The organism is Blautia faecis (assembly GCF_027662325.1).
Classification (GTDB): Bacteria; Bacillota; Clostridia; order Lachnospirales; family Lachnospiraceae; genus Blautia_A; species Blautia_A faecis.
Genome location: NZ_JAQDKY010000001.1, coordinates 288,158 through 307,869, shown reverse-complemented (window position 1 = coordinate 307,869; position 19,712 = coordinate 288,158). Strand labels below are relative to the sequence as shown.

The 19,712-nt window shown below is 44.2% G+C and carries 15 protein-coding genes and 1 pseudogene; 11 read left to right on the top strand and 5 right to left on the bottom strand.

Annotation, left to right across the window (positions count from 1 at the left end; all coding sequences use genetic code 11):
* Positions 1-315 precede the first annotated feature (315 nt).
* Positions 316-1,527, bottom strand: a pseudogene (locus PGQ38_RS20945) (IS110 family RNA-guided transposase).
* A gap of 537 nt (positions 1,528-2,064) precedes the next feature.
* Between PGQ38_RS20945 and PGQ38_RS01215 the strand changes: the two are divergent.
* From PGQ38_RS01215 to PGQ38_RS01195, 5 genes are all read left to right on the top strand, one after another.
* Positions 2,065-2,793, top strand: coding sequence for an HAD family hydrolase (locus PGQ38_RS01215; RefSeq protein WP_270430580.1), 729 nt, complete (start codon positions 2,065-2,067; stop codon positions 2,791-2,793).
* A 3-nt stretch (positions 2,794-2,796) separates the two neighbouring features.
* On the top strand, positions 2,797-4,809 hold the full coding sequence (locus tag PGQ38_RS01210; protein ID WP_270430579.1) for a diguanylate cyclase: 2,013 nt from the start codon (positions 2,797-2,799) through the stop codon (positions 4,807-4,809).
* Positions 4,810-4,930: 121 nt separating this feature from the next.
* Positions 4,931-6,517, top strand: coding sequence for a sensor histidine kinase (locus PGQ38_RS01205; RefSeq protein WP_118577733.1), 1,587 nt, complete (start codon positions 4,931-4,933; stop codon positions 6,515-6,517).
* Positions 6,514-7,545, top strand: coding sequence for an ABC transporter substrate-binding protein (locus PGQ38_RS01200; RefSeq protein ID WP_204454172.1), 1,032 nt, complete (start codon positions 6,514-6,516; stop codon positions 7,543-7,545). Before PGQ38_RS01205 ends, PGQ38_RS01200 begins: the two co-directional genes overlap by 4 nt.
* The gene (locus PGQ38_RS01195) at positions 7,520-9,124 is read left to right on the top strand and encodes a response regulator transcription factor (protein ID WP_118577731.1); all 1,605 of its coding nucleotides are present in this window, start codon (positions 7,520-7,522) and stop codon (positions 9,122-9,124) included. Before PGQ38_RS01200 ends, PGQ38_RS01195 begins: the two co-directional genes overlap by 26 nt.
* A gap of 9 nt (positions 9,125-9,133) precedes the next feature.
* On the opposite strand, the gene PGQ38_RS01190 is transcribed toward PGQ38_RS01195, so the two are convergent.
* Both PGQ38_RS01190 and PGQ38_RS20335 read right to left on the bottom strand, forming a co-directional pair.
* Complete coding sequence (locus PGQ38_RS01190; protein ID WP_270430576.1) at positions 9,134-10,282, bottom strand: GntR family transcriptional regulator; 1,149 nt, start codon at positions 10,280-10,282, stop codon at positions 9,134-9,136.
* A gap of 5 nt (positions 10,283-10,287) precedes the next feature.
* Positions 10,288-10,365 carry a DUF6783 domain-containing protein gene (locus tag PGQ38_RS20335; protein WP_416386731.1) on the bottom strand — a complete coding sequence of 26 codons (78 nt, stop codon included), beginning with the start codon at positions 10,363-10,365 and terminating at the stop codon, positions 10,288-10,290.
* 514 nt (positions 10,366-10,879) lie between these two features.
* Here PGQ38_RS20335 and PGQ38_RS01185 point away from each other — a divergent pair.
* The 4 genes from PGQ38_RS01185 (at position 10,880) to PGQ38_RS01170 (ending at position 15,665) form a co-directional block, all read left to right on the top strand.
* Positions 10,880-11,863 carry an ABC transporter substrate-binding protein gene (locus tag PGQ38_RS01185; RefSeq protein ID WP_118577726.1) on the top strand — a complete coding sequence of 328 codons (984 nt, stop codon included), beginning with the start codon at positions 10,880-10,882 and terminating at the stop codon, positions 11,861-11,863.
* Between the two features lie 207 nt (positions 11,864-12,070).
* Positions 12,071-13,588 (top strand): sugar ABC transporter ATP-binding protein, encoded by a 1,518-nt coding sequence (locus PGQ38_RS01180; protein ID WP_195991989.1) that lies wholly within the window; start codon positions 12,071-12,073, stop codon positions 13,586-13,588.
* Entirely contained in the window at positions 13,588-14,649 is a 1,062-nt protein-coding gene (locus PGQ38_RS01175) for an ABC transporter permease (protein WP_118577725.1), read from the top strand. The genes PGQ38_RS01180 and PGQ38_RS01175 overlap by 1 nt, the downstream gene beginning before the upstream one ends.
* Positions 14,646-15,665 carry an ABC transporter permease subunit gene (locus tag PGQ38_RS01170; protein ID WP_118577724.1) on the top strand — a complete coding sequence of 340 codons (1,020 nt, stop codon included), beginning with the start codon at positions 14,646-14,648 and terminating at the stop codon, positions 15,663-15,665. The genes PGQ38_RS01175 and PGQ38_RS01170 overlap by 4 nt, the downstream gene beginning before the upstream one ends.
* 116 nt (positions 15,666-15,781) lie before the next feature.
* On the opposite strand, the gene PGQ38_RS01165 is transcribed toward PGQ38_RS01170, so the two are convergent.
* Both PGQ38_RS01165 and PGQ38_RS01160 read right to left on the bottom strand, forming a co-directional pair.
* Positions 15,782-16,333 carry a prolyl-tRNA synthetase associated domain-containing protein gene (locus PGQ38_RS01165; RefSeq protein WP_118577811.1) on the bottom strand — a complete coding sequence of 184 codons (552 nt, stop codon included), beginning with the start codon at positions 16,331-16,333 and terminating at the stop codon, positions 15,782-15,784.
* Positions 16,324-16,554, bottom strand: coding sequence for a hypothetical protein (locus PGQ38_RS01160; RefSeq protein ID WP_204454680.1), 231 nt, complete (start codon positions 16,552-16,554; stop codon positions 16,324-16,326). Before PGQ38_RS01160 ends, PGQ38_RS01165 begins: the two co-directional genes overlap by 10 nt.
* A 160-nt stretch (positions 16,555-16,714) precedes the next feature.
* On the opposite strand from PGQ38_RS01160, the gene PGQ38_RS01155 reads away from it, so the two are divergent.
* Together PGQ38_RS01155 and PGQ38_RS01150 are read left to right on the top strand one after the other, a co-directional pair.
* Positions 16,715-17,278 carry a TetR/AcrR family transcriptional regulator gene (locus tag PGQ38_RS01155; RefSeq protein WP_173735974.1) on the top strand — a complete coding sequence of 188 codons (564 nt, stop codon included), beginning with the start codon at positions 16,715-16,717 and terminating at the stop codon, positions 17,276-17,278.
* 358 nt (positions 17,279-17,636) lie between these two features.
* Positions 17,637-19,604, top strand: coding sequence for an oleate hydratase (locus PGQ38_RS01150; RefSeq protein ID WP_173769135.1), 1,968 nt, complete (start codon positions 17,637-17,639; stop codon positions 19,602-19,604).
* The last annotated feature ends 108 nt before the right edge of the window (positions 19,605-19,712 follow it).

Sequence of the window (19,712 nt, the reverse complement as noted above, 5' to 3'; positions counted from 1 at the left end):
TCTTTCCGCGAGTATATTCAGTTTATGTTCCAGATGCAGAGTAAATCCGTTTCAAATGAAATTCTTGATTTCTTGTGAACTTCCAGTAAATTTACGACTAAAATCGATTTACCCGCATAAATACTGGATTTTCTGTGGAAATATAGGTGAACCAGTAGTCGTAAATATGCATTAATAAAATTACACCATATTCCCCAAAAAGCTTGAAATTATGGGGTATTTATATATTACTGTGAAACAATATCTTACGGGGAGTCAAAAAGCGCAAACTCCCCCCTTTAAATATTTAGCCTGTTTTAAACTTGTCTGATAAGCCTATGCGGCAACAACAGGGGCTTCCCAGCCAAGTGCTTTTAACTTTTTAAGATACGCATTGATTTTGCGTTCTTTATTAAACTGATTATAATACTCAGCTCCAAGATCCTTGAAAACTACACCGTCTTTGAGAATGTGATAAATGGCTATGAGCATGGAATGGGCAACTGCAACATAGGCTCGTTTTGACCCACGATGTGCACTGATTCTCATAAACTGGGCATAGAAGTATGACTTTTTGTTTTTCACTGCAGCATGAGCACAGGTAATTAGAGTTGTCCGCAAGAGAGAATTACCTTTTCTGGTTTTACCGGATTTCCTCTTTTTGCACTTTCATTATCACCGGGGCATAATCCTGACCATGAAGAGATGTGTCTGTCTGAAGGAAAACGGCTCATATCTGTTCCAATAACAGAAATGATAGCCTGTGCACTGGTATTACCGATACCAGTTACATCCTGGATTACTTTGGATGCCTGTTTTTCTTCGGGTTTCATAAAGTTGTCAATTTCATCATCCAGATTTTTGATGTGAACATTGAGTTCATTCAGATGATTCAAAAGTTCCTTCATCATTCGACGCTGCAGTGGGCTCATGACACCATTGAGATCATCGATAATCTGCTCTTTGGTTGCTTTTAGGTTATGGGCAATGATTTTCTGCTCATACATCTCATCGTATTTTGCCTCGTCGATAGATTTTCCTGTGAGCAGGTATTCCAGAATGCTGCGTGCACTTTTACCATTGATATCTGACACTGTACCAGACAGCTTGATATTGGCACCTTCGAGCATTTTCTGGAGACGATTTAATTCTCTGGTACGCTCACCGACGAGACTTTTGCGGTATCGAACCAGTTCTCGCAGCTCCCGCTGATCCTTATCGGGGATATAGCTGGGCTGAAGCAATCCATTCAGCATCCTTCACATCGGTTTTCCGTCCCGGAACCGCTTTCATATGGCGTGCATTTACTACCATAGCGTTCAGGTCAGAAGATTCAAGGATGTTATACAGAGGCTTCCAATAAGAAGCGGTGCTCTCCATTGCGGTCATTTCACAGCCGCCAGTCTGGAGCCACTCTGCCAGTTCAAGAAGCTCTCTGGTTGTTGCACCAAACTCACGCACTTCCTGCTTGCTGCCTTTACGAAAGCAGGCGACAATGAGTTTTTTGTGCACATCAATACCACAACAATTGTCGTAAATTCTATCCATACTGGTACCTCCAAATAAAATTTACGGCACGGTACTCTGTCTGTTATCATTTTACTGTACGTCCTTTTGCCATAACAGGCTGGACAGGTGGTGGTGCAAATGAGGGTACCTGAAATCAGTTTTAGTTACGGGCTTCATGCCCAAATAAAAAACGATCTTTGCCGTTAACACCAGTATAAGATTGTAAACAATTAAATTCAATACCTGTGCCTGTACAGTTTCATTTATGGTGGTGCCAAGAACAGGCATGGAGGTTTTGTCATACACAAAAAAATGATTTGAACTCATCATACACCTACTTTCTACGCATTAGTCCACCTGAAAAATACAGCATTTCTTAACTGAACAGTATTTTCAATGCATGACCGCATATGATATACTGTTTTCATCATAAAAAACCTTATCTAAATGACATTGCATAGAAAACTGAATAATAGATTGCGTAACCTGCCTTAAAAAGGTATAATTATTTTGTTGTCTGCAGATTGCGGCATAATATTTTTTAGAGTTATACGAAAAAGGAAAAGAGTCAGTAAAATGAACAACGAAAGATTTCTGGTTTTCGATATAGATGATACCTTATACAGCCAGATGGAGCCGTTGCTTACAGCCTGTGAGTTCAGTCTGGGCAGGAAGCTTCCGGATCCGGAGCTGTTTTACCGGATTTTCGGGAAAAGAAGCGCTGAAATGTTTCTGTTCAGCGAGAGTGGACAGGTTTCCATTCATGAATCCCGGATTTACAGAATTGAAAATACTATGAAAGACCTGGGAATTCCCTTTACCAGAGAGCAGGCAGAGCTCTTCCAGAAGAGATATAAAGAGAATCAGTCCCATCTTCATGTTTCAGGGGTAATGATACAACTGCTGGACGAATGCGAAGCTGCCGGAGTGAAAATGGGCGTGATCACCAACGGACCTTTTTCCCATCAGGTTCAGAAGTTCCACACACTGGGACTTGATAAATGGTTTACAGAGGATCAGCTGATCGTGTCTGCAGGTGTGGGCGTGGTCAAGCCGGATGTGAAGATCTTCCGCATGGCAGAAGAAAAATGGGGAATGAAGCCGGAGAATACTTTTATGATCGGGGATTCTCTGGAGAATGACATTGCAGGTGCAAAAAATGCCGGATGGAAGACCATCTGGATGAACCATCACCGTTATACGGTTCCGGAAGGTATGGAAAAACCAGATTATATTGCATATACAGAGGAAGAGTTGAGAAAGCTTATTGTCCAAATATGCTTTACAACGAAGAAGGATGGATAAAGTATGGTATCAGATTACAAAATCACCATGGAGCAGGCAGAATACGAGATGGTCTGTTACCGTAGGGTTTTTAACTTTGTAAGGCTTCTTGACCAGGAAAAACTGGAGAAATTGAATGCAGAAGGTCTGTTGGCAGCAGAGGGCGGACAGACAAAAAAAGCAGATTTGTGCATAGGACATTTTTGCCAGGGCTGTGTGGCAATGGAAGCCTTTTTACGGAAGGCAGAGCTGTGCAAGCTGGAATTTATTGGAGATGACATTTATCAGATCATGGCTAAATATCTGGAAATTGACGGTAATCCTTATGTAATGGAGCTTTTGAAGAAAATGGACAAAAGCAGCCTGATCGACCGGAAAGATCATGAGCGCCTGATCAGCAGCCTTACCGGATATAACGAGAGACTGTATCAGGATGTTCTTACGAAGGCATACAATAGACGTTATTATGAAGAAGAATTGAAGTCCAAGATGGGACCGGCTGGAATTGCCATGATCGATCTGGACGATTTTAAGCTTTATAACGACACATATGGACATAATGCCGGGGATATGGCACTGACTGTTGTTGCAGAAACCATATGCAAGCATATCCGCAAGGATGATATTCTGATCCGCTATGGAGGGGATGAGTTTCTTCTGGTGCTTCCCGGAGTAACAGAAGTGAAATTTGCCGGAAGACTGCAGGAAATCCATGATAAGATCCATCTGGCTGCTGTGCCGGGATATGCCGGGATTCAGCTTTCTGTGAGTATTGGAGGAACAATTGCCGAGGGCGATGAAACGCTGGGAAGTGTGGTAGGAAGAGCTGACCGCTTTATGTACCAGGCGAAAACCCGTAAGAATCTGGTGGTAACCGAGTCTAATGAGATAAAAGATGGAAATGCAGATGGCGCAGAGGTTAATCGTGATGAGCTGAAACAGCAGATTCTGATCGTGGATGATGCTGAGCTGAACCGTGATATTCTTGCGGAGATTCTGCACCATGATTTTAAGACTATGGAAGTAAGCAATGGGGAGGAATGTCTCTCCGTGCTTCGGGAGTATGGTGCAGGAATCTCACTGGTGTTGCTTGATATTGTAATGCCTGGCATGGACGGCTTTGCAGTTCTTGAGGAGATGAACCGGAATCATTGGATCGAGGACATTCCGGTCATCATGATCTCCAGTGAGGAGACAGAATCATATATACGCCGGGCGTATGAAATGGGAGTTTCAGACTATATCAGCCGCCCGTTTGATGCCAGGGTTGTTTACCGGCGTGTATATAATACTATTAAATTATACGCAAAACAGAGGCGCCTAATCACACTTGTAACGGATCAAATTCGCGAAAAAGAAAAAAATAGTCAAATTTTGATAGATATTCTCAGCCATATCGTAGAATTTCGTAATGGAGAGAGCGGTCAGCACGTTCAGCACATAAAGATGTTGACCGGATTTCTGTTGGACAGACTGATGCAGAAAACGGACAAATATGATCTGAAATGGTCTGACCAGTACATGATCACAATTGCATCTGCCCTTCACGATATTGGTAAAGTGGGAATCGACGAGAAGATTTTGAATAAACCAGGCAGACTGACAAATGAAGAGTTTGAGGAAATGAAGAAGCATACCCTGATCGGTGCTTCCATGCTGAAGAGCCTGGGTGTTTATCAGAATGAAGAGCTTGTGAAGGTGGCTTACCAGATCTGCAGATGGCACCACGAGCGCTATGACGGCAAGGGCTATCCGGATGGTCTGAAGGGGGAAGAAATTCCGATTGCAGCCCAGGTGGTTTCTGTTGCGGATGTATATGATGCACTGACAAGCGAGCGTGTTTATAAGAAAGCATTTTCCCATGAGAAGGCTATGGAGATGATCCTGGCTGGTGAGTGCGGAACCTTCAATCCGCTGCTTCTGGAGTGTTTGCAGGATATTCAGGGCAATATCCAGGTGGAAATGAAGAGAGCAGCAGAGCAGCCTATGCTTGTGCAGAATTCTTATGTGGGGAAGATGATTGAGACGGTGCAGTAGGCATGGATTATTATAATGTATTACATTGCGGTATTGTTCGGCGAAGGGTTTTTGGGAAAGATCGTGAACAGCAGCATTTGCAGGTCGGGGGACCTGCGGGAGTGGGGGTAAGTTTTACTTTATGAAAAAGAAAATTCTTACACTGGCGGCAGTGGTAACACTGCCGTTTATTCTTCTTGTGATGTATCTTCTTGCCTCGATGGCAAGCTACAGCAATACCTACGATGAGATCGTAAGCAACATGACTGTAGCGAACAATTACAATCTGAATTTCAAAGAAGAGATGGACGAGAGCCTGTATAAGCTGGTTGTTGGCTACGTCACTCTGGATACCATCGAAACAGACAAAAGTCTTAAGAATCCATATACTTTAATAGATGAATTACGCAGCGAGTTTACCAGACTGACAGCCATTACCACAGAATCTGAGAGCAAGCTGTGGCTGGAGAGCCTTCTTCGCAATATCGATACCCTGGAAAAAAGGGTGGACGATATTGTGGACAGCATTTCTGCCGGTGGCAGATATAATGAGAATATTGAGAAGCTGGACAACAATATTTACATTCTGACAGAATTGATCCAGGACGATATTCAGTATTATATTTATTATCAGACACGTTATATGGACAAGGTCACAGATACCCTGCAGGATCAGATCAGGCGGTTTATGGTGGTGTGCAGTGTGCTGATCGGCGTGCTGATCATTGTGGTTGCAGTCAGCGCGGTGATGATCGTTTCCGGTATTATACAGCCTATCAGTCAGCTGAACCAGGCTACGGAGAAAATCGCTCAGGGTGATTTTAATGCCAGAGCCCAGGCGGATTCCGAGGATGAGGTGGCTGAGCTTGCAGTGAGCTTTAACAAAATGGCAGGAAGCATGCAGTCTCTGATCGATAAGGTAAAGGAAGACGAGCGGAAAATGCGAAAAGCAGATCTGCGCCTTCTTCAGGAGCAGATCCAGCCTCATTTTCTTTATAATACGCTGGACACCATTGTGTGGCTGATCGAGTCCAATGAGCCGGACGAAGCGGTGACCATGGTTGTTACACTGTCGGACTTTTTCCGTGAGATCCTCAGCAAAGGAAAGGAATTTATCTCCATTAAGGAAGAAGAGAAGCATATCAGCAGTTATCTCCAGATCCAGGAAATGCGTTACCGGGATATTCTGGAATATGACATTCAGCTGGATCAGGTAATTTATAAATATCAGATTCTGAAGCTGACTCTTCAGCCGGTGGTGGAGAATGCACTTTACCATGGAATCAAGTATAAACGTGCTAAGGGATGTATTCACATTCATGGGGAAAAAGAGGGAGATATTATCCGTCTGACTGTCCGGGATGATGGTGTGGGCATGGATGAGGATGAGCTTGAACAGCTTCGTCAGCAGATCGAGAAGCCCTGCCAGGAGACGGAGAAGGGCTTTGGCCTGGCAAATGTAAATGAGCGTATCCACATGTATTTCGGACCGGAGTATGGAATGAAGATCCAGTCACAGAAGGGTAAGGGAACTACAGTGGAGATTGTAATTCCGGCTCTTCTGGAAGCTCCGGTTGAGAAAACAGGGAATGATACAGCAAAAGTAGTTGAAGTCGGCAACAGCGTGAATTCTGACGCAAATAAAAAAATAAAAAATAATCCGAAACAGCAGAATGCCAATAAGATAATTGAGGGTGGACGGCCACAGCAGGAGGAGACAGGCGTATGAGACAGTTTATAAGAAAAAACATCTGGGCTGTAGCACCGGTTGTGTTTGTGCTTGTGGCACTGGTTCTTCTGGGAAGTCCTTTGAGCAGCAGTAAAGTGCAGGAAACTCCTGCGGAGGACGACAATCTGATCGTAGTAGGTGTTTCCCAGGTGGGAAGCGAATCTGTATGGCGAAGTGCCCACACTCAGTCCATTCAGGACGCTTTCACCAGGGAAAACGGCTACATGCTGATTTTTGACAATGCCAGACAGAAACAGGCTAATCAGATCAAGGCCATCCGAAGCTTTATTTCCCAGCAGGTGGATTATATCGTACTTTCTCCTATTGAGGAATCTGGCTGGGACACTGTGCTTCAGGAGGCGAAGGATGCCGGGATTCCGGTAATTCTCATAGACCGTAAGGTTTCTGTGGATGATGACTCCCTCTATGCTTCCTGGGTTGGTTCCGATTTTGTCTGCGAAGGACAGGATGCCGGTTACTGGCTTGAGGATTACATGAAAAAGCAGGGCAGGGAAGATGACGAAGTTAACATCGTAGTGCTGAAAGGAACCAAAGGCGCCTCCGCCACCATCGGCAGAACCCGTGGATTCAATGAAGTGGCAAAGGTGCAGCGCAATTGGAACATTTTGCAGCAGGTAGACGGAGAATTTACCACAGCAAAAGGAAAAGAAGAGATGGCAAGGCTTCTGGATCAGTATGAGGACATAGATGTGGTGGTTTCACAGAACGATGACATGACTTTTGGTGCGCTTGAAGCCATCAGAGAAGTAGGAAAAACTACAGGAGTGGACGGCGATATTACGGTAATTTCCTTTGACGCAGTGGATGCGGGCGTGGAGCTGGTGAGAAACGGGGAGATCAACATTGATGTCCAGTGTAATCCTGACCAGGGAAAATACGTGGAGCAGATCATTCAGGATATGGAAGATGGTAAAGAAATAGAGAAAGCATATTATGTTCCGGAGCGGGTGTATACCCAGGAGAACGTTGGGGAGGAAGAAAATGTTACGGAAGGTATTTCTGGTTGAAGATGAGACGGTGATCCGCGAAGGGCTCAGAGACAGGATTCCCTGGGATCAGTTCGGATACCGTTTTGTAGGGGAAGCAGCAGATGGGGAAATGGCTTTGCCCCTGATCCGTAAGACGAAGCCGGATGTATTGATCACGGATATTAAAATGCCTTTTATGGATGGGCTTTCCTTAAGTAAAATTGTGAGCAAAGAATTTCCGCGGATGAAGATTATTATTATCAGTGGTTATGATGATTTTGAATATGCAAGACAGGCAATTGAAGTTGGTGTTGACCAGTATCTGCTGAAGCCGGTTACCAGAATGAAGCTGAAAAATGTACTTCTTGAACTGAAAGATAAGATCGAGCAGGATCAGGAGCAGGAGGACTACCGCACCCAGTTTCAGAATGAGATCCAGGAGTATGAGCAGTTTTCCAGACGGCGTTTTATGGAAAAAATTCTGGAGGGGGAGCTGTCGGTTAAGGAGATTTATGATGAGGCAGAGCGTCAGTCTATAGAAATTACGGCAGCAGGATATAATCTGCTTTTCCTGTATTTACAGGAGAAAAATAAGGACAAGATGGCAGGTTTTCTTCGGAAACAGGATGAAGTGCTTCATTATTTTCTCCGCTATCCCCAGTATCTGCTTTTCCGCTGGAATGTAAACAGTTACGGAGTTCTGGTAAAGGGGGAATTGTCCCGGCTTCCGGAGCTGACAGATAATTGCGTGGAGTATGTGAAGCGGACCTGCGAAGGGGAAGAGCAGATGGACTGGTATGTAGCTGTAGGAAAACCAGTGGAGAGATTGAGCTTGCTTTCCCAGTGTTATCAGAGTGTGAATCATTATTTTGCATATCGTTTTATGGTGCCGGGACTGCATGTGCTTACAGAAGATACTTTGGAGAGTTATGTAAATTCGCAGGGAGAGAACCGGCTGGCAGCAGTGGATTCTTCACAGCTGAATCCGGAGATCATCAAGGATTTTCTTACAAAAGGAAGCAGCAGTGAGATCCAGGAGTTCGTTCAGGGATATCTGGGTGGAATGAGTAAGGCACTGGAGTCCAGAATGTTCCGGGATTATGTGGTGCTTCATATTCGGTTTACAACTATTATGTATCTGGAATCCATTGGTGTGGAAAAAGAGGGTTATACAGAACGGATCGAGGGAAAATATCAGGATACCAGTATCAAGGCATCGCAGGTGGCAGGGTATTGTGTGGACATTCTTCAGAGTGCCATTGATATCAGGGATGAGAAGAATGAGTCTCAGGGCAACAGCGCCATGAGGAAAGTGCTGGATTATATTGATGAGAATTACTATAAAGAGACCATTTCCCTGAATGAAGTAGCGGATGCGGTGAATATGAGTGCCAACTATTTAAGCGCAATTTTCAGCCAGAATATGCAGAAGACGTTTGTAGAGTATATTACCTGCAAACGTGTTGACAGAGCGAAAAAACTCCTGCGCGAGACGGACAAGTCGTCCGGAGAGATCGCACAGGAGGTGGGATATAAGGATCCCCATTATTTCAGTTATGTGTTTAAGAAAAAATCCGGGTGCAGCCCAAGGGAATATCGGAGTAAGGGGACTGCATGATATTCAAAATTAATTATGTGATTTCGGCAGTGACAACTGCCATGGGACTTCCTGTGAAGAGACAGGGAGTCCTTTTAATTTGTTTATGCTCATATGGGCGGCCAGAGTACCAGGCTGGTGTGCGGAATGGGTCAGTGTTGTGGCGCGGAGCAGACCAGATGTGGTAAGATAACTGGTATTGAAGGCGGCTAGTGCTATTGTGGTTTCGAAACTATGACCGGTGGAAGTAGCTTTGAATCCAGTGTTTTGAAGAGAGGATGAAAGAGGAGCATGAGTTGCTATCCTTTTCTCCTGTCCAAGCGACAACTCTTCCCATAACAGCCATGCAATAAAGTCATCCTCACAAATAAAAGCAGTGCAGTCGGGGGTGATCCGTTCTAGAAATTTTTTCAGGAAGCTGATATCCCGGCTCTGACGGAAATCATCCAGTTCCTGTGTGGTGTACCAGCAGATGTTGCGGTCTGGTACAGTCAGCCCCTGATTTTGCATGGTATCCAGAAATCCCTGGTAGCGTTCAAGTCCCCGCTGATCGTCCATCTGGAAAATACCGGCGATAGAAGAGTGGCCTTTTTCCACAAGACTTTGCACCAGAAGACCAGCCCCATATAGATTATCTTCATAGATTACTGGAATCTGAGACAACTGGGGATAAGCACATCCCAGGAACAAAATGGAAGTTCCCCTTTGTATCAGCCTTTGATAAAGCTCTGTATTAGGTGATGGTAAGGCGCTTTTTACAGGCTCCACAATAAGTGCCCGCAGCGGACTTTTCAAAAGAAACTGAAGGATTTGCCGTTCCTGGTCCACATGATTGTGAGTGGGGTAAACCTTGCAGGAAAATCCCTCCGCAGCCAGCGCCACACGAATATCATTTATCAGTGCAGGATATTCATATTGCTGTTCATCGGGAATCAGAATTCCAACTATATTCCGGTCTTCCAGGCTGGAAAGTCCGGTAATGTAAGCTCCGCTCCCTTTAATGCGGCGGATTTCCCGCTCATCTTCAAGAACCGCCAGCGCAGCCCGGACCGTTTGTCGGCTGACACGGTATCTGACAGCCAGCTCCTGTTCGGTGGGAAGCTTGTTGATTCCCTTTTGAATAGAATCTGAAATGATTTCTCTTAGCTGTTCAACCAGCCATTTATATTTGATCGCCATATATTTTAGTTCCTCTTTCTTAGGTTAGAGCGTGTCTGAAAAAGCATTCCCGCAATCTGTACGCCCCACTCTGGTTTTTTTATTTTGCTGGGATAGTTATTTCATAAAATTTTCACATGAATTATTTATGATTTCCCAATAAATCTTCTGCTTTTTCACTTCTAAAACCCAAAATATTATACCTTTTTTCAAATGATCAAACCTTTTTTTTCCAGCTTAGACAGTTTGCCAAATCGAAAAACATAGAAAAAGGTGTAATATTTTTCACAAAATCATAAGAAAACAAACTTTCTAAATGAGAAATCATAAAATATCACCCCTTTTCCTGCCTGAAATTCATTATAATATAAATTTGTCTGTATTTCACTATGAAAACCAACAAATTTGTATTGTTTGAACTGACGAAACAACCAAAAGACGGGAAAACAATATTGAAATTTATGTTGATTTTCGCTAAATTATAGACATCAAGAAGAACACGGATTCAAAGAACGGACGGAAAGCTAAGACAGCAAACGGATCAGTGTTGAACGAGAAACCAATGGCAGGCGCGACCTGCAGAAGTATTTTTCTAAAAGAAAGAGAGGAATAATCACTATGAAAAAGAAATTAGCAGTTATGGCACTCGCAGCAGCAACACTCAGCATGATGGCTATGCCGGTTTACGCTGACGATCTGGTAACAGTTGGATACGCTCAGGTTGGACATGAATCAGACTGGCGTACAGCAAACACCCAGAACTATCAGGATGTTTTCTCAGAAGATGCCGGATACAGCCTTGATCTTGTAGACTGCGACAATGACAATGCTGCACAGCTTGAAGCAGTTCGTACATTCATTAGTAAAGATATGGATTACATCGTAATCGCTCCGATCCAGTCCGCTGGCTGGGACACCGTTCTTCAGGAAGCACAGGATGCTGGAATCCCTGTAATCATCGCAGACCGTGAGATCGAAGCAAGCGACGATTTATATGATGCATGGGTTGGAACAAACACAACAAACGAAGGTATTACAGCTGGTAACTGGTTAGCTGAGTACCTTGGCGATAAAGATGCTAACATTCTTGTAATCGAAGGTTCCGTAGGAGCTTCCGCAGCACTTGGACGTACAGAAGGATTCAATCAGGTAGCTGGCGAGCATGACAACTGGAAGATCCTTGATTCTCAGTCCGGTGACTTTACACAGGCTGGTGGCCAGGAAGTTATGGAGTCTTTCATCAAATCCTACGAGGGACAGTTCAATGTAGTTGTCTGCCAGAACGATAACGAAGCATACGGCGCAATGGATGCAATGGATGCAGCAGGTATCACCTACGGTGTTGACGGCGATGTAACTCTTATTTCCTTCGATGCAACACACGATGGACTTCAGTACACATTAGACGGAAAGATCAACTGCAACGTTGAGTGTAACCCGATCCAGGCTGAGGTTGTTAAGGGCGTAATCGAAAAAATGCAGGCAGGCGAAGAATTTGAGAAGACAACACTTGTTGAGGATCAGGCATTCGTAGCACCTGGAATCGAGAGCGAATATGCAACAACTATGACTGATGAAGTTCTGGCTGGACGTGCTTACTAATCAGAAAAATCAATCGGAGAGTGTGAAAACAGCAGAGCTGTGAAACAATCCGTAAACATCGAAATTGGTTATCAGCAAGCAGCTGAAAAACGATAAAGATGAACAAATAGGGGAGGAAAGTCCCAATGCGGATTTTCTTCCCCTTAATTTTCGCGAGCAACGAGGAGAATGAAAAATGAAGTTGATAACGGGAAGGGAGGAATCGCGTTGGAGGCAGGAGTAGTATTGAAAATGCAGGGAATCTGCATGACATTCCCAGGTGTAAAAGCACTGGAAGGCGTGGATCTGACATTGAAAAAAGGTGAAATCCGCGCGCTGATGGGAGAGAATGGCGCGGGTAAATCCACATTGATCAAGTGCCTGACCGGCGTAAATAAATTTGAGGCTGGAGAGATTTATCTGGAAGGATTTGATCATCCCATCGTAAATAAAGATACCATGGACGCCCAGAAGAAGGGCATTTCTACTGTATATCAGGAAGTAAACCTCTGTCCAAACCTTTCGGTGGCAGAGAATCTTTACATAGGCCGCGAGCCGCTGACAAAGCTTGGAACGGTCAACCGAAAGGCAATGAACCGTCAGGCAGCTGCCCTTATGAAACAGCTGGAGCTTGACGTTGATGTAACACGTAATCTTGAAGAATATTCACTGGCATTGCAGCAGATGATCGCAATTGCCCGTGCTGTAGATATGGACTGTAAGGTGCTCATTCTGGATGAGCCCACATCTTCACTGGATGATCGTGAAGTAGAAAAGCTTTTTACCATGATGCGCAGACTGAAGGAGAAAGGTGTAGGAATCATATTTGTTACCCATTTCCTGGAACAGGTTTATGCAGTATGTGACGGAATTACCGTTCTTCGAAATGGTCAGCTGGTTGGCGAGTATGAGATTGCAGATCTTCCGAGAGTGAAGCTGGTAGCAGCTATGATGGGAAAAGATTTCGACGATCTTGCTTCCATTAAACCGGAGACCACAGGAGATAAGAGAAAAGAACCGATGGTAATCGAAGCCCGTGGCTTAAGCCATGCAGGAACCATCAAACCATTTGACCTTGATATCCACAAAGGAGAGGTTATCGGTCTTACCGGACTTCTTGGAAGCGGACGAAGCGAACTGGCACGTACTATTTACGGTGCTGACCGCGCCCAGACTGGTACTTTGAAAGTAAAAGGCAAGGAAGTTAAGGTGAAAAATCCTATTGATGCCATGCATCTTGGAATGGGACTTCTTCCTGATGACCGTAAAGCGGAGGGAATTGTTGCAGATTTGTCCGTAAGAGAAAATATCATCCTTGCAATTCAGGCAAAACAGGGAGTTCTGAAAAAGATCCCTATGGCAAAACAGTGTGAGATTGCAGACAAGTATATTGATCTTCTCCAGATCAAATGTGCAAGCCGCGAGACTTTGATCAAACAACTTTCCGGTGGAAACCAGCAGAAGGTTATCCTTGCAAGATGGCTTGCAACAAACCCGGATTTCCTGATTCTGGACGAGCCTACTCGAGGCATCGATATCGGTACCAAGACAGAGATCCAGAAGCTGGTTCTGAAGCTTGCAGATGAAGGAAAGAGTCTGATCTTCATTTCCTCTGAGATTGAGGAAATGCTCCGTACCTGCAACCGTATGGCAGTTCTCCGTGACGGTCAGAAGGTTGGAGAGATTGATGAGGCAGATATGAACCAGATGAACGTAATGAAAGCAATCGCAGGAGGTGAGCAGTAATGGGTAATTTCAAAAAACTGGCGCAGAAACGTCTGTTCCTTCCGGTTTTCAGTATGATCCTGGTCATGCTGATCAACGTAGTATATGATATTGCAACAGGAAGCGCACCGCTTTCCTTCTTTATGATTTCCATTAAGAATGGTGTACTTTACGGACGTCTGATCGACATCCTGAACCGTGGAAGTGAAATCGCCATACTGGCAATCGGTATGACACTCGTTGTATCTGCTTCCGGCGGTACTGATATTTCCGTTGGTTCCGTAATGAGTCTTTACGCAGGTGTCTGCTGTATGATCCTTGCAGGATACGGAAATGTAAATGTGCAGGAATATGCGCATCCGCTGCTGGTTGGCATTGGAGCCGGACTTCTTGTCACTTTGATCTGTGGCGTTTTTAATGGATTTCTGGTTGCCTATATGAATATTCAGCCTATGGTCGCCACTCTGATCCTATGGTCGGCAGGCCGAGCAGTAGGACTTCTTCTTTGCAACAGCCAGATCGTTTATGTTCGAGTTCCTTCTTTCCAGAAGCTTGGCGCTTACTGCGGAATCATTCCTACACCGATCATTGTGGCTGCTGTGTGTGTAGCAATTGCTTCTATTGTACTTCGCTACACAGCACTTGGAACTTACATCCAGAGTGTTGGTATTAACAAAAAAGCTTCCCGTATCGCAGGCTTTAATTCCGCAAAGATCATCCTTATGTGCTATGCAATCTGCGGTCTTTGTGCAGGTCTTGCAGGTATGGTTGCAACCTCCAGAATCTATTCAGCAGATACCAATAACATCGGTCTGAACATGGAGCTGGATGCAATTCTTTCTGTAGCACTTGGCGGCAACAGCCTTGGCGGCGGTAAGTTTTCCCTGGCAGGTTCCATCATTGGAGCGTACACCATCCAGGCGATTACCACAACTCTGTATGCACTTGGTGTTTCTTCTGCACAGGCACCGGTATTTAAGGCAATCGTAGTTATTATCATCGTAGTAATTCAGGCTGAGCCAGCCAAAGCCTTCTTTAAGAAGCTGACAAAGAAATCCGGAAAGGAGGCAGCTCGGGCATGAAAAAGAAAAAAATAAACAGCAATAACCTGTTGCTGCTGATCACCATTGTATTATTCTTTGTAATGTATGCAGCAGGATGTATCGTATATGCGGACAAAGGCTTTACCCGTTTCCAGACATTTCTGAACATCCTGATCAACAATGCAGGTCTGATCTGCATCACAGCTGGTATGACATGCGTTATGCTTACTGGCGGTATTGATATTTCCGTAGGTTCCCTGGTTGCTATGGACTGTATGATCCTGGCAGTGGGAATTGAGCAGTGGGGATGGTCGAGCCCGGTACTTATGCTTCTGATTCTTGCAATTGGCATTATATTTGGTATTGTTCAGGGCTTCTGTATTTCCTACCTGGAAATCCAGCCTTTTATCGTTACTATGGCGGGCATGTTCTTTGCCAGAGGTATGACAGCTGTGATTTGTAAAGAGCAGGTAAGTATTGTTTCTGACAAGATTTTTACCACTCTTTCCAGCTTTAAGATTTCCCTTCCCTTTGGAGGGTATCTGAACAAAAAGGGAATCATGCAGTTTCCATACCTTCGTGTAACTGTTGTAGTTGCATTGATCGTAGTTCTTGCTATTTATCTGATGCTGAAATACACACGCTTCGGCCGCAGTATTTACGCAGTAGGTGGCAATCAGCAGTCTGCAACCCTGATGGGACTTGATGTTAAGAAAACACAGATGAAGGCATATATTCTTTCCAGTTTCCTTACTTCCATCGGCGGAATCTGCTACTGCCTGAATACCATGGCAGGTACCACCACCCAGGCAACCGGCCTTGAAATGGACGCTATTTCCTCCGCAGTCATCGGTGGTACACTTCTTACCGGTGGTGTAGGAAATGTACTTGGTTCCTTATTTGGTGTATTGATCAATGGTACGATTTCTACTTTGGTTAAAACCAATGGAAAACTGATCAGCTCCTGGTCCAACATTGTAACAGCAATCCTGCTGTGCTTCTTCATTGTACTTCAGAGTGTATTTGCACTGGTAAAGGAGCGGAAGAGCAAATAAAAATTGAATAAAGACTAAAATGAGACAGGCGGGTACATGATTGAAATGTGTATCTGTCTGTTTTATTTTGGGCATAATGGAAGAAAGGGTAACATACAAATTAGTTAATTGCAATTTTATTCTTCCTGTCCCAATTTCACAAAAATCGGTTCATGTTTCATAGCCGGAATAATTTTTTCCATCATATCTTTCATATTAATTTTCAGGCTGGAGGTGTTAATACAAGGGTGACAGCCGATGTAAGGTTCCTTCAGGAGGTCTTCATCAATAAGCAGCTGCACATGATTTTCCTTATCGTTCATAAGTCCAAGTATACTGACAGAACCAGGTGTAATATCAAGGAATTTCTCCATATAAGTCTCATTGCCGAAGGAAAGTCTGGCAACGCCAAGCTGGGAAGATACTTCCTTTGTCTTAAACTTCTTGTCGCCTGGCAGGAGCAGCAGATAGAAGTTAGTTTCCTGTCGGTTGCAGAGAAACAGATTTTTGCAGATTACTGCATCAAGCACTTTATCCACATCTTTACAAGCTTCAATGGTCATCAGAGTTTCATGGTCAATCCTCTGATAAGGCACCTGAAGTGCATCAAGAAAATCATAAGTACGTATCTCTTTTTCAAGTCTGCCCGTGGTATCTGCGGGACGTCCGTTTTCAAGCTTTAATTCCATGATGTTCTCCTTATAAATTCCCCCACAGGGGCTTTTTTGTCAAATATCTGGGAAATATTGTAGCATTGAGCGTTTTTTTTGTAAAGTGGAGGATGTTCTCCCACAAATTGTGATGCACATCTTGCAGAAAGCCTTTTCCAAATATATTTCAGGATGGCGATGAATATTTCAGAAAATATATGCATATATAAGTTCGGAGGCGGATATCTGCTTTTTTCCATAGTGCTCCTGTTGACAAAAATTCAAAAAGGCTTTATAAAATCCTTAGAGCCTGCAGATTGTGGGAATGATTTTTCAAACATGCTCTAGAAATTGTACAGACCTCATGTATTGCATGATGCCATACTGCAAAATAAATATTATCAGGAGGAGCACATCTGAATGAACAATATCACAAAAAATGCACTGGAAGAGTCTCTGAAGAAATTTCTCCTTCAGAAGCCTCTGGACAAGATTACAATCAGTGATCTGACTACAGATTGCGGAATCAGCCGAATGGCTTTTTACTATCATTTTAAAGATATTTATGACCTGGTAGAATGGTCCTGTATTGAGGACGCTTCCCGGGCTTTGCAGGGAAAAAAGACTTACGACACCTGGCAGGAAGGGCTTCAGCAGATTTTTGAGGCTGTTTTGGAAAATAAACCATTTATTTTGAACGTGTATCGCTCTGTGAAACAAGAGCAGGTGGAAAATTATCTGTACAGCCTGACCTATCAGCTGATCGAAGGAGTGGTGGAAGAGCAGAGCGAGAATCTGAGGGTTACAGAGGAACAGAAGAAATTTATTGCGGATTTTTACAAATACAGTTTCGTAGGTGTCATGCTTGACTGGATCAAGAGAGGAATGAAGGAAGCCCCGGAAGAAATCGCGAATATGGTCTGCGTGACCATGCATGGAAATGTTGGGAATTCCCTGCGGAATATGGAGAAGGAAGGGCAATAAAGATTAAGTTTATCCGGAAAATAAGGGATAACTATGGCATAGCAGTTTAAATACTGAAAGTGCGGGATATAAAGTTTTCGAAATCAACTTTACAAAGTAAGGCGGATGATAAGTTTTTTGTCATCCGTCTTGTTTTGTAAATTGAGGAAAATTATTTTTTGACGTAGAATACACTCAGAAACAGGAAATACTAAATAAAAGACAGCAGAATTTTGAATCAGCCAAATAAAAGCTTTTTATCTGAAGTCAGGAAACAAACCTGAGAAAGCTTAGAAGCTGATTCGAAAAGTTAAAACAAGAATAAACACAGATAGCCGGAAATAATGTAACGGTAAATTTCAGAAAGGTGGTAATTTTTATGTCAAAGAAAAAACATTCCGTATTAGGTATGGCAGCACTTGCCGCAGCAGGTGCAGGAGCAGCAGTCCTGGCAAATAAAAGCCGTGAGGAGAAACAGATTACAGAAGCACACGTAGACCCGAATTACCGCAATACAGAGCGTGGTAAAAACGAGAAAAACAGCAAAGGTATTTATTATACAAACGGTAACTACGAAGCATTTGCCCGCCCAGAGAAACCGGAAGGCGTAGATGACAAGCATGCATATCTGGTAGGAAGCGGACTTGCTTCTCTGGCAGCAGCTTGCTTCCTTGTAAGAGACGCACAGATGCCTGGCGACCACATTCACATCCTGGAAGCGATGGACATTGCAGGCGGTGCATGCGACGGTATTTTTGATCCGATGCGAGGATACGTCATGCGAGGCGGCCGTGAGATGGAAAACCATTTCGAGTGCCTCTGGGATCTTTTCCACAGCATTCCATCTCTGGAAAAACCAGGCGCATCCGTTCTGGACGAGTACTACTGGCTGAACAAACATGATCCCAACTATTCCCTTTGCCGTGCTACTGTAAATCAGGGCAAAGACGCCCATACAGATGGCAAATTCAACCTGAGCCAGAAGGGCTGCATGGAGATCATGAAGCTGTTCTTCACAAAGGATGAGGATCTTTATGACAAGACCATTGAGGATGTATTCGATGATGAGGTTCTGAATTCCACATTCTGGTTATACTGGAGAACCATGTTTGCATTCGAAAACTGGCACAGCGCACTGGAGATGAAGCTTTACATCCAGCGTTTCATCCACCATATTGGCGGACTTCCGGATTTCAGTGCTCTGAAATTCACCAAATACAACCAGTATGAGTCCCTGATCCTTCCAATGAAGAAATATCTGGAGGATGCAGGCGTTGACTTCCAGTTCAACACAGAGGTTACCAATGTAATCTTTGATATCCATGATGGCAAAAAAGTGGCCACTGCCATTGAGTGCAAGGTAAAGGGTGTTGAGAAGGGAATCCTTCTTACTGAGAACGACTATGTATTTGTTACCAACGGAAGCTGTACAGAGGGAACTATCTACGGTGACCAGAACCACGCTCCAAACGGAGATGCTGAGGTTCGTACAAGCGGCTGCTGGAGCCTTTGGAAAAATATTGCAAAACAGGATCCGTCTTTCGGACATCCGGAGAAGTTCTGTTCTGATATCGCGAAGACTAACTGGGAATCTGCAACTGTTACCACACTGGATGACAAGATCATTCCTTATATTACCGACATCTGCAAGCGAGATCCGAAGAGCGGCAAGGTTGTTACCGGCGGTATCGTAAGCTGCCAGGATTCCAGTTGGCTGTTAAGTTGGACCATCAACCGTCAGGGTCAGTTCAAGGATCAGGATAAAGATAAGGTTTGCGTCTGGGTATATGGTCTCTTCACAGATGTACCTGGTGATTATGTAAAGAAACCGATGAAAGAGTGTACCGGTAAAGAAATCACGGAAGAGTGGCTGTACCATATGGGCGTACCGACGGATCAGATCGAGGATCTGGCTGAAAACAGCGCAGTCTGCGTACCGACCATGATGCCTTACATCACTGCATTCTTCATGCCAAGAGCCAAAGGTGACAGACCGGACGTTATCCCGGACGGCTGCGTGAACTTCGCATTCCTTGGACAGTTCGCAGAGACTCCAAGAGACACTATATTCACTACAGAATATTCTGTTCGTACCGCAATGGAAGCTGTATACGGACTTATGGGCGTAGACCGTGGCGTTCCGGAAGTATGGGGCAGCGTATACGACGTGCGAGAACTCCTTGACGCCAGCGTAAAACTCATGGATGGCAGATCACCACTTGAAATTGAGCTTCCTGGACCGCTGAATCTGGTGAAAAAACCTTTGCTGAAAGCAATCAAGGGAACCTTGGTGGAGAAGGTGCTGAGAGACCATGATGTGATTAAGGATTATATGCTGGAGAAATAAGCGGTTGTAAAAATTTTATATGCTGAAACGAGCGAAGAGTCGGAGTGATCCGGCTCTTTGTTTTGTACTACAACAAATGAAATTGAAAAACTGTTTAATGGCGAAAAA